Origin of the sequence: Ferviditalea candida, assembly GCF_035282765.1 — a bacterium.
Taxonomy (GTDB): domain Bacteria; phylum Bacillota; class Bacilli; order Paenibacillales; family KCTC-25726; genus Ferviditalea; species Ferviditalea candida.
In genome coordinates this window covers 43,861-55,246 of record NZ_JAYJLD010000025.1, presented here as the reverse complement: position 1 = coordinate 55,246, position 11,386 = coordinate 43,861, and the positions used below count along the sequence as shown (strand labels likewise).

Annotated in this window: 11 protein-coding genes; 9 read left to right on the top strand and 2 right to left on the bottom strand. The window is 51.0% G+C overall.

The genetic code is table 11. The features are described from left to right. Positions 1-160: 160 nt before the first annotated feature. On the bottom strand, positions 161-1,321 hold the full coding sequence (locus VF724_RS15290; protein WP_371755121.1) for a M20 family metallopeptidase: 1,161 nt from the start codon (positions 1,319-1,321) through the stop codon (positions 161-163). Positions 1,322-1,679: 358 nt separating this feature from the next. Between VF724_RS15290 and VF724_RS15285 the strand changes: the two genes are divergently transcribed. Together VF724_RS15285 and VF724_RS15280 are read left to right on the top strand one after the other, a co-directional pair. Further along, positions 1,680-3,053, top strand: coding sequence for a polysaccharide deacetylase family protein (locus VF724_RS15285; RefSeq protein ID WP_371755118.1), 1,374 nt, complete (start codon positions 1,680-1,682; stop codon positions 3,051-3,053). A gap of 88 nt (positions 3,054-3,141) precedes the next feature. Next, positions 3,142-3,810: a YheC/YheD family protein gene (locus tag VF724_RS15280; RefSeq protein WP_371755117.1), complete on the top strand. Its 669-nt coding sequence runs from the start codon at positions 3,142-3,144 to the stop codon at positions 3,808-3,810. Between the two features lie 5 nt (positions 3,811-3,815). Here the strand turns inward: VF724_RS15280 and VF724_RS15275 are convergent, their stop codons facing one another. Then, positions 3,816-4,157, bottom strand: coding sequence for a hypothetical protein (locus VF724_RS15275; protein WP_371755116.1), 342 nt, complete (start codon positions 4,155-4,157; stop codon positions 3,816-3,818). Between the two features lie 288 nt (positions 4,158-4,445). Here VF724_RS15275 and VF724_RS15270 point away from each other — a divergent pair, with 288 nt between their 5' ends. The 7 genes from VF724_RS15270 (at position 4,446) to VF724_RS15240 (ending at position 11,367) form a co-directional block, all read left to right on the top strand. Then, on the top strand, positions 4,446-4,691 hold the full coding sequence (locus VF724_RS15270; protein ID WP_371755115.1) for a hypothetical protein: 246 nt from the start codon (positions 4,446-4,448) through the stop codon (positions 4,689-4,691). Between the two features lie 808 nt (positions 4,692-5,499). Next, on the top strand, positions 5,500-6,183 hold the full coding sequence (locus tag VF724_RS15265) for a 4Fe-4S dicluster domain-containing protein (RefSeq protein ID WP_371755114.1): 684 nt from the start codon (positions 5,500-5,502) through the stop codon (positions 6,181-6,183). A 75-nt stretch (positions 6,184-6,258) separates the two neighbouring features. Beyond that, the gene (locus VF724_RS15260) at positions 6,259-7,464 is read left to right on the top strand and encodes a heterodisulfide reductase-related iron-sulfur binding cluster (protein ID WP_371755113.1); all 1,206 of its coding nucleotides are present in this window, start codon (positions 6,259-6,261) and stop codon (positions 7,462-7,464) included. 33 nt (positions 7,465-7,497) lie between these two features. Beyond that, a complete protein-coding gene (locus VF724_RS15255) occupies positions 7,498-8,562 on the top strand; it encodes a CoB--CoM heterodisulfide reductase iron-sulfur subunit A family protein (RefSeq protein ID WP_371755112.1) in 1,065 nt (354 codons plus the stop codon). Continuing rightward, positions 8,562-9,287, top strand: coding sequence for a hypothetical protein (locus VF724_RS15250; RefSeq protein ID WP_371755111.1), 726 nt, complete (start codon positions 8,562-8,564; stop codon positions 9,285-9,287). Before VF724_RS15255 ends, VF724_RS15250 begins: the two co-directional genes overlap by 1 nt. Further along, on the top strand, positions 9,284-10,552 hold the full coding sequence (locus VF724_RS15245) for a (Fe-S)-binding protein (RefSeq protein WP_371755110.1): 1,269 nt from the start codon (positions 9,284-9,286) through the stop codon (positions 10,550-10,552). Before VF724_RS15250 ends, VF724_RS15245 begins: the two co-directional genes overlap by 4 nt. A 47-nt stretch (positions 10,553-10,599) precedes the next feature. Then, on the top strand, positions 10,600-11,367 hold the full coding sequence (locus VF724_RS15240; RefSeq protein ID WP_371755109.1) for an electron transfer flavoprotein subunit beta/FixA family protein: 768 nt from the start codon (positions 10,600-10,602) through the stop codon (positions 11,365-11,367). Positions 11,368-11,386 lie beyond the last annotated feature (19 nt).

The following is an 11,386-nucleotide window of genomic DNA, read 5'->3' as shown; positions in this document are numbered from 1 at the left end:
TTCAAAGACAGTCCAAGCCACCTAACGGTGGCTCGGAACACTACAAAAGTGACATTTTCTCGGACGAGTTAAGGTGACATTTTCTCAGACGTTTGACAGGCTTCCCGCCTCCGTGCATGCGAAAAAGATTCATTCCTGTTGATAGACCGATTTTGCAAGCTTATTTTCGGGTGTGTTGAAATTCTTCCCGTATGGCCCTCAACAATGCGGGATCGGCGGCCGCTTCGCAAGCCGTGCCCGCCAATGCCTTGGCGCCGAGCAGCATGCCTTCGATGGCCCGCCCGGTCATGGCCGAATCGCGGAATTCCTTCGTATGCAGATGAAACGGCTGATCCGTTACTTTGACGAACGGATGGATGGTGGGACAGCGCAGCGATACGTTGCCGAGGTCCAGCGACCCGTGGTCGTTGCCCCGGCGGATTTCGCTGCCGTCAATCCCCAGCTCCGTCAGATTGCGGTTGAACACGGCGGACAGCGTTTCGTTGGTGCGGAGCTCGTCGTAGGAATATTCGTAATTCGACGTTTTCAGGCTGCAGCCGGTTTGCAGAGCCGCCCCTTCGGCGCAGCGGAGCACTTTTTGGACTGTTTCGTCGGTATGGGCCCGGGTGGCGGAACGGATGTAAAATCGGGCTGCCGCGTAATCGGGAATGATGTTGGCCGCCTTGCCGCCCTCGGTAATGATGCCGTGAATGCGGACGTGGCTTTCCAGCTGCTGTCTCAGCGCGCTGATCGAGTTGAACAGCAAGAGGACGGCGTCCAGCGCATTGATTCCTTCATGCGGACTGGCGGCCGCATGCGCGGCTTTGCCGAAAAACTCGAATTGGATCGCATCCATGGCCAGAGAGGTTCCGGACGCTTCGTACGAATGATATGGGTGGGCCATCAGCGCAAAATCCACGTCGTCGAACAACCCCGCTTCGGACATCGGCACTTTCGCCCCCTTGGTTTCCTCGGCAGGCGTGCCGTAAACTCGAAGCGTTCCGCCGATTTCATCAAGCACCGCTCTAAGGCCGGCCGCCGCAGCAAGACTCATGCCGCTGATCAGATGGTGGCCGCAGGCGTGTCCCAAATCGGGAAGCGCGTCGAATTCACTGAGCAGGGCGATGGTCGGACCCGGCTTTTCCGCAGCATAGGAGGCGATAAACGCCGTCTTCAAGCCAAGCACTTCCTTTTCCACAGCAAAGCCAAGGCTTTCCAGCTCTCCAATTAATCTTTGAGATGCCAGGAATTCCTCGTTGCCCATTTCGGGATGGTTTCCGATAAACAGCGCAGCGTCTTCAAACCTTGCCGCTTCCCGGTCAATTGCCGTCCAAATTTTCATTTTTAATTCCTTCATGCAATTGGCTCCTTTGTCCGCTGTTATCAATCCTTCTGTAGTTTACCATATTCATTCTGACGATTAACATAATCTTTAAATTTTTTCGCGACGCTCACTTTATCCGTTTTCGAGTCGGGACGATGCGGACAAATCACCCGGAAGGCAGGAAAGTCAAAGGATTTTCTCGAAAATAGAAAAGACAACTATTTTTATATGGGTTCAGGCATATATATGTTAGGAGCGGTGATGTTCATTTTACCGATTTTCAGCTGGGAAAAAGGTGCTATAATTTAGTAGAGATGCTTTAGAGGTGACAGGATTCTTCATTTTTTTGCAATAATTAGAGAGCAGGAAAGTAGGGATGACTTTGGGGAAAATGACGATGTGGCTGTTGTTTTTCTTGCTGACCGTCTATGCTTTCATCCCGGGTCTCTTGATCCGATTATTCGGCTACCGGGCTTTTAAAAGAGGGAGCGGGAACAACGAACTCGCCCTGACGTTCGATGACGGTCCGGATGAGAAATACACTGCGCAATTATTGGATTTGCTCAAAGAATACGACATCAAGGTCACCTTCTTTGTTGTCGGCAAAAATGCCGAAAAGCATGCCGATTTGATTCGGCGCATGCATGAGGAAGGACATTTGATCGGCATCCACAATTACGAACATAAATCCAATTGGTTGATGCTGCCGAAACAGGTCCGCAGACAGATCGAGCAATCGTCGGAAATCGTCGAGCGAATTACCGGGGAAAGGCCGATATATTACAGACCTCCGTGGGGAATCATTAATTTGTTTGATTTTTTGACCATCCGCAAGTTTCGGCTGATCCTATGGTCCCGAATTGTCGGTGATTGGTGGAAACACTCTCACAAAACCAAGCTCAAAAAACGTCTGCTCAAACGGCTGCGCAGCGGCGAAGTGATCCTGCTGCACGACAGCGGAGAAACCTTCGGGGCCTATCAGGATGCCCCCGGGCAAATGCTGCTGGCCTTGAAGGAGTTTATCGAGGAGCTGGTTCCGAAAGGATACAAGTTTTTGAGAATCGATGATATGCTGCGGGACAGCAATGATTTTGCCGTTCGGGAGCGCAGTTTTTACAGAACCGCCGTGGTATTTTTGTGGATGAAGTGGGAATCGCTGTTTCACTTTTTGTTTCAGGTCCAATGCGTGGATCGGGATACCCGATTTCTGCATCTGCGAATCCGCAAATACGACGGCAAAACTCTCGAATTGCCCGATGGAGAACGGATTCAATCGGGCAACCGCGTGGCGGAGCTTCATTTGGACAATCGGATGCTGTACAGCATGGGAAGAAGCGCCAGAACGTCAATGCATTTGGCGATCGGCTTGATACGGGAAATGGAACGAACAATGCCCAAAGTCGCCGACTTTATTTTGAACGATCCTGATTATTCGGATGTGAAGGGTTTGTATGGAATCAGCATGATCAATCGGGGACCCGCCAATTTCGGATTCACCGTGCTTGATCTGCCCAAAGGGGTTTTTGCCGTTTTGAGCAAGTGGTATTTGCGGATTCTATTGAGCGTCGTTCATCCGCAGGGGAGCCAAAGGCTTCAGAGCAAAAGCGAAATGCTGGTGCCGAAAATCATCGTCATGTCGAGAAAGGAGCTTCTCAGAAGATACCAACCCGAGAACACGGCCAAGATCCCCGCGGTAAAGCAGGAGCGTATCGCTTCGGAGCAGAGCTCCACCGCAGCGTTGGGAAAATAAGGTGTGTGTACGCGTACAAACAAACAGGAATCAGACATCCCCCGGACATAGATTGCTAATAGGAATATTAGCAGAAGGGGGATGTTTTGTGTTGAATCAGGCAACATCAATTGCCAGCAAATGGCTCAAAACACAAGTACTGATGCAGGACGAACGGGTGATTCCCCACATCCCTGAAACGCGAAAATATTCGCAAGAGAATTTGAGATCCATGCTGTCCAGCTATGGACTGGTTGTGCTCAAACCGAATGTCGGAACCGGAGGGAGCGGGATCATTCTCATCGAGCGGCAGAATGAGAACTATTTGTTGAAGCACAGTCACCGTCAGCGGAGAATTGCCGCATTCTCCTCTCTGGTTGAGGCTGTCAGAAAACTGATGAGACGGAGGGAATATTTGGTTCAGCAGGGAATCCGATTGGCCCAAATCGACGGAAGGCCGCTGGATTACCGCGTCAAGATCGCAAAACACGGAGATAAATGGGTGACTCGTTCAGTCGTCGGTAGGTTGGCGAAGGAGGGACTTTTCGTAACGAATTTATGCAGCGGGGGAACTCTTTTGACTTCGAAAGAAGCAATCAGGCGTTCACTTCCAAGCTTGAATGTTTCCGCAAAGAAACAGGAAATGAAGAAACTTGCCTATCTCTGCAAGGATATTTTCTTGCGGCAGTACCCGCTGATGGAACAGCTGGGCTTTGATTTCGGATTGGACAATCAAGGAAAAGTATGGATTTTTGAAATGAATACGAGACCGCATTGAGCCGCTTACTCGTTCCTTTTCATTTCTTCGTAACCGAACAAAACGCCGTCGCCTTTGATCGAAGCGCAGGATACAGGCAGATTGGGATGCATGTAGCCTAAACCGGAAAGCTGCATGCCTTCCATCGTTTCCGCATAAATCATAACTTTGATGTCGATGGAACGGGACAGGGCCTGCAAAAACTCATCATTGTTCAAATAGCTGGCATCGACAAACCAGCTCAAATCGTATTCGGATAAGTCTATGAACAACTGCGCCGACCGGAATTCAAGATCAATCAAGCTGCCGTTCCAGGAAATTTTCAGCGCTTTGAGCTGATAGATTTCCAAAGCTTCGTATGCTTGCAATTCGATCACCCTTAAATGATAATAGACCATTATACGTGAAATGCCCGAAAAAAGCACTGGGAGTCTGTCCGACGAAAGCAAGATCGTGAATATTTATTCAATTCAATCGTTATTCCGGAAAAGGGATGTCACTGCACCGCTGATAAAACCAGGAATATGATTAGATTTTTGCGGTTAATTCATCAATCCGTCTGAATGGAGAAATTCGCACTTTATGCTGTCTTCGGAATAATTATGATGGATTTGGCAATAGTAACTGCATGACGATCTATCAGAGGGGGTCAATCCGTGTTCGGGAAATTCACGTTTTGGTTGACATTGTTTGCGATAGCCGTTACTGTTGTCAATTATTTCGGTTATGATCCCGATCATATGTTATTGTATATGGTCAGCATTCCGGTATGGTTTCTTGAGTTGTTTTGGGATATTCACAGCATGGGCATGATCTACACATATGTCCTGACGATACTGTTTTATGCAGCAGCCGGTTTGTTCATCGATGCGATGATCGCCAAATACAGAAGAAGGGCATAATCCCGAAAAAAAATCATGATACGGCGCAATGCCCGGAATCATGATTTCTTTATATCTTTTCACATGTGGCCCTGGATGGATGCGGCATTTTTTTTTATTTTTTGGTTGTCAAATTCACAGAAAAGTCATAAAATAAACAGTAAGCGGAAATGAATGGTACAGAAAACAGTGTCTTACGAGTTTCTTCGTGAACCGTCGTTCTTTGGTTCGGATACGATCTGTTTTCAACGATAATACAATTTGGAGCTGTTATAAAACAGCAACATTCACTTCACATGGTCTCCTCACTTCTCACATTCAATTCTGCAAGGTTTTGATAGCTTTATCTATCATGAATTTGAAAGAATCACACTGGAATTTTTTTGAATTCAAACCAACTAACCATCACACTCCTTTCTTTACAACATTCACCCAAATAAACCACCTGAAAATCCACAAAATCAAAAGCAGGCATACTGAAAAATTTATTTTTTGGCTTATAAATACCCCCGGAGGTTTTTCAACAGTTAAAATTCTTTTTTTGCCGAGGGCCGTTTGTAAACCTTTACTTTACGATCATAAATACCCCTGGAGGTAGATGTGAAGCTCTTCATACTGCGGCTCATGTAAGCGTTTACTGCATGTCCGCAAATACCCCTGGAGGTTTGTGATAAAGTTAACAAACTACTCTAGAGAGGAGGGGGAAGTTCCTCGGCCACAGCCATTTCAAGCACGGCATTAGAGCAGCAAACAGTTTTTAGCAGTTCCTTCTGTATTAATCGGTCATGACAGGATTGCCGGAAACACATCGGGCAAAGGAGGAATGTACGTGTTTTCCGTAAAGTATCAAGAGGTTCCTTTGGAAGATAAGGAACGATTATTTGAGGAAGTCAAGGCGGACCCGCGGTATGAGGACTATCTTTACGGTTGTTATGAATGCGGGATTTGCGTGGCGGCCTGCCCGTCAGCGCGTTTTTATGACTTTTCCCCCCGCAAGATCGCCCAAACGTTGGCTCGTGAAGATGTGGAAACCTTTTATGAGCAGCTGAATGACGATGTTTGGAACTGCTCCCAATGCTTTTCGTGCACGCGCTGTCCGCGCCAGAACAATCCCGGCGGTTTGATTACCGTCATGCGCGAGGTCGCAGTGAAAAACGGATTGCGCACCACCAAGGAAGCTTTGGCCGGATATACCCGGATTATTTACAAGATTATGACGACGGGCACTCAGGTTTCGCCGGATATGCTTCAGGAAGACGCGTTTCCTGATTGGGGACCGCAGGTCAAGGCGGTTTCGGAGAACCTGGATCTGTGGCGGCTGGCTCTGCCGCCCGAAACGCTGCATACGACCGGCACTTCCTGGGAAGTGGAGGAACGCACGATGCAGGAACTTTATGCGATTTGGAAAATGACGGGGTCACTGGACATTATTTCATCTCTCGATGAAGGATTGTCAGACATCATGGAAGAGATCATGGACGAGGAATTGGAGGCAAGCGGCCTTTCCTTTTAAGGAATATTGACTTGAGAAAGTCCACTGAATCGGGAAGTTTCCCGCAAAATTTAGGTTCAGGAAGGGATGATGAATATGGAAACCCCTGACAAACAGAGCAAATCCGGCGGCATGGCAGTGGAGACGGATCGCAGCTTTCAATGGGATCCGATTGAAGCGCCGGACGAGGATATTCGAGAAGCCGTTTGGGAGCTAGGAAGGGCGGGGGAGTGGATCGTTCAGCCGGTTCCCGAGCCCTACGCGTTAGAATCGACAAAGTTCGGGCGTTTGAAGAAAATTCCGCTTGAGAAAACGTGGCATCACAAAAGCTGCGGCCAATGCGGGCATATTCCCGGATACTCGACATCGATTTTCTGGCTGAACCGCTTACTGGGTTACGATTACTTCGATCCGCGCGATCAGACGTCTTGTACGGCATGGAACTATTATGCTTCGGCGACATCCAATCAAGCCGCTCAGGCGTCGGTCGCGATGCGGAATTTCGCGGCTGCCTATGAAACCGGTTATTTCCCGCTTATCCACTGCGGCACCAGCTACGGCCATTATAAGGAAGTTCGTCATGAGTTGGTGCATGATGCGAATCTGCGCCGGGAAGTACGCGAAATTATGCACAAGCTGGGACGTCCCTTCGTCATGCCGGAGGAGATCGTACATTACAGCGAATGGATGTATGCCGTGCGTGATCAGTTGGCGTCCCGCGTAGTCCGGGATATGTCCGATATCACGGTGACGGTCCATCCGGCCTGCCATTATTACAAGCTGCAGAGGGCTGACGCTCTCTACAACGCGGATATATACAACGGACAGCGCACAGCCGTGGTGACGGGAGTGGCTCAAGCGCTTGGGGCGAATGTGGCCGATTATTCCACATGGTATGACTGCTGCGGCTTCGGGTTCCGGCATATTCTGGTGCAGCGGGATTTCACGAGAAGCTTTGCGACGATGCGCAAAATCGAAGTCATGAAAGAAGAGGCCAACCCCGACGTTGTTCTGACGCACGATACCGGTTGTGTCACTTCATTGGATAAGAGTCAGTTTATCGGCAAGGCTCACGGACGCAATGTGGGTGTTCCGGTCATGTCCGAATCGCAGTTTGCCGCTCTGGCCGTCGGTGCGCATCCCTATCGCGTCGCTCAGCTGCATTGGCACTCCACGGACACGAAACAGCTGCTGATCAAAATGGGCATCGATCCGGAAGCGGCATGGGCGGAATTCGAAGAGGATCTGGCTAAAATCAAAGACGGTACCATTAAATCTTTGTCCTGGGAAGCTGTTATGTAGTCGTTACTACAACATAAGGAAGGGAGATACAGTATGCCATTGAATACGGTTTTGATCGTCGGAGGCGGTCCGGCAGGGCTGGAAGCGGCCCGCGGGGTAGCGGAATTAGGAAAGCGGGCATTATTGGTGGAAGCGCGGGAGGAATTGGGCGGAACGCCTTTTGCTTCAAGCTACGCAACCCTGACGCCCGATTTGCGGGATACCGAAGAAGCGATGCAAGACTTGCTGAACGATGTCCGGCAAAATCCGCTCGTCGATCTGAGATTGGGCACCAGAATCGTCAACAGTATGGGAGAGCAGGGCAATTTTGAGGTGACGCTCCGCAACGCCGACGGCACGCAGGTGGTGGAAAAGGTTGGAGCCGTTATTGTCGCTACCGGCTTCAAGCATTTTGACCCCGGCCGGGAGACGCAAATGTACGGCTATTATGAATATGACGACGTCATCACGTTGGTAGACGCCGAAAAAATGATGAAGCAGGGCAAGATCGTCCGGCCATCGACGGGAGAGCCTCCGGAGAAAGTGGCGTTTATCCAATGCGTCGGATCCCGCGACCGGCAAATCGGCAATCAATACTGCTCGAAGGTTTGCTGCGGCATTGCCTCCAAGCAATCGATCGAAATCAAACGGATGCTGCCGAAAGCGAAAGTGTTCATTTTCTACATCGACATGCGGATGTACGGATTCTGGGAAGATCAGATCTATTGGAAAGCGCAGGAAGAGTACAAAGTGAATTATGTGCGCGGCATTGTCACCGAGGTCATCAAGAAGGGCGACAAATTGCTGGTGAAAGGCGAAGACACGACGATGGGACGGCCGATGGAGGTGCTTATGGATATGGTTATATTATCCGTGGGGATGGAGCCCTCCAACGGAACCATTGAAATGAGCAAAACCTTCTCCATTCCTCTCGAGGAACACGGATTTCTGGCGACACAGAATGCCCCGCTGGATACGGTATCCACGAAGGTTCCCGGTATTTTCGTGGCGGGTGCGGCTGCCGGTCCGAAGGATCTGGAGGACTCGATCTCAATGGGAGGAGCAGCGGCTATGAAAGCGGTAGCGCTGCTGAATAAGCTGCAAAGAGTGACGGCTTAATGCAGCGGTTGATGATTGATGCGGAAACGCTTAACGAGTTTCTCGGCAAGGCGGAGCCGCTGTTGTCCGAGGAGCAGATCATGAGGATCGTTTTCCGTTTGGAACAACGGTCGAAGTTGGCGCCGGATTTGTTAGGCAGGGCCTTGAGCGAAGGAGACGTAGCCGACGCAGCGATCTGGAATTGGGTTCCGGCCACCCGCCGTCTTTCGCAGGATGAAAGAGCGAGGTTTACAGAATTTGCCCGAACTTTTCTGGCAAAGGCGAGGAATCACAGCACGGAAGAGGCGTTGGAGCTGCTGGACCATTGGGATGAACGTCCCAAATGGGGGTTGGAATGGGCGACTTTTTGGTTGCATTTGTCGGATCCTTCGCGTTTTCCATGGTGGACCCGGTGGATGTATACCCCGGAAACCCATACCGGAGCCGTACTGCTCGTATTGGATGATCCGGATGTGATTCAACCGGGCCAGCCCCCAAGTTTCCTGTTCAGCCAAATCCAGCTGACGCAGCAGGTGTTGTCGGCCGTTCTGGAGGCGACGCATCGTATGGATCGGGTGCCCGACATTTACAGACCGATTCTTTGTCTGTCCTGGGTCTATGCCGTGTATATGTTTACGATGGCCTCCTGGCGCATGACCAGTGAATTTACGCAGGTATTACCGCCTTTTCCCAAAGTGGTCGAAGGTTTGCTAGGCATTAAGCATATGGGGGGGAGCTTCACTTGAGCAAGGTTAAGCCCATTGAACTTGGTGAGATGACGGTGGACGGAATCCATTTGACCGAAAACTGGACGCGGATGTTCGAACCGCGCGTCATCAGCGAATATGATTTATCGGTTTTAGAGGATGTAACGGCGGTTGAAGGAGCCGAGTCCCTCGCGTACTGTTACCAGTGCGGCAAGTGCACCGGGGTCTGTCCCGTGGATACGGTCGGGGATTATTCGCCCCGCAAAGTTTTCCGCCGTACCCAGCTCGGCATTTCTTTGCTGGACAGTCCCGATTTGTGGCTGTGCACCACATGCTCCAACTGTCTGCGCGTCTGTCCGAAAGAAGTCAATATGATCAAAATCATGCCGGCGCTGCGGGAAAAGGCTGTGCTCGAAAGCAAGGCGCCTAAGGAGTTGTTGGACGCCTTTGAGGCAACCGCGCGATACGGCAATCCGCTGGGAGAATCTCCGCGCAAGCGGGGGGATTGGACCAAGGAAGCCGGCGTGCCGGTTCCGATTTTGAGCAAATCCAAGGAACCCGTCGACGTCTTGTGGTTTGTGGAGTGCTATCCATCCTATCATCCGCGGGGCAAGGACGCTTCCGTGGCGCTGGCCCGAGTGTTCAACGCCTTGGGCGTGGACTTCGGAATTCTCGGGGCTGAGGAAAAGTGCGCCGGCGATTCGCAGCGTATGGCGGGAGAGCGCGGCCTGTTTGAAATGCTCGCGGAGCATAACATCAATATGTTTTCGAAATATGAATTCAACCGGATTGTGGTTACCGATCCCCATGCGTATAACGCATTCCTGCATGAGTATCCCAAACTGGGAGGGGATTTCACCACCCTGCATTACACGCAGTTTTTGGCGGAGCGGATTGACCAACTGGAGCTGAAAAACCCGATTAACAAGCGTGTTACTTTCCACGACCCCTGTTACTTGGGCAGACATAACGGCGAATATGAAGCGCCCCGCCGTTTGCTGCAGGCCATACCCGGATTGGATCTGGTCGAAATGGGGCACTGCCGGGAGACCGGTTACTGCTGCGGGGGCGGAGGCGGAGGCATGTGGCTCGACGGATTTAACCGCGATCACATGAGCATGCGTTTGTCGGAAAAGCGGGTCCTGGAAGCGATCGAGTACGGCGCCGATGTGCTGGCGGTCGCTTGTCCTTTCGAGGTTTCGCGCTTTGAGGATGCCGTGAAATCCACGGGCAATGCCGGCAAGCTGGAGGTATTGGATATTGTGGAACTGCTGGCCCGGTCGGCAGGCCTGATTGAAGCTTAAGTGATGATCGTTTGCAGAATCTAACGTTAGATTTGGAGGGAAAGCAGATGAAAATGTTGGTGCCGATGAAGTTGGTGCCGGATGTGGTCGAGGAACTGATTATCGCTGCTGACGGAAAGCAATTGGACAGGGAAGAAATCGCCTTGAAGCTGAATGAATTCGATGATCACGCACTGGAGCAAGCGCTTCTCATCAAGGAAGCTGTCGGTGGTGAAATCATTGCGGTAGCGGCAGAAACGGGCGATATTGACGAGGTTTTGTTTACGGCTTTGGCCAAAGGGGCCGACCGCGGTGTTAAATTGGTGGGCGACGGCTTGGAGCAAGGCTTGACCAACCGTCAATATGCGGAAATGCTCCGCGCCGTAGTCGAGGAAACGCAGCCGGATTTGATCCTGACGGGCGTTCAAGCCAACGACGATCTGGATGGACAGCTGGCTACGTGGCTATCGGGGATTCTTGATTATCCTTTCGCAACGGTGGTTTCCCGCGTTGAAGCTGCTGACGGACAAGTGAAGGTGCAAAAGGAGTTCTCCGGCGGGGTGATTGCCAACCTGAGCTTGCAGACGCCTGCATTGGTAGGCGTTCAGGTGGCGCCTGCGACTCCCCGATACGCGCCGATCTCTAGGGTGAGACAGATCATGAAAACGACATCGCTGGATGAAATGGAAGTGGAGGTTCCGGATGTACCTGGTCCGAAGGTCGTTAGTCTCGCAGTCCCGGTTTCCGATGGGCATGCGGAGATGATCGAAGGAGATGCCGAGGAGAAGGCGGAACGTCTGCTGGCATTGCTGCGCGAACGCGGGTTATTGGCTTAATTTCTAGAGGAAGCGAATT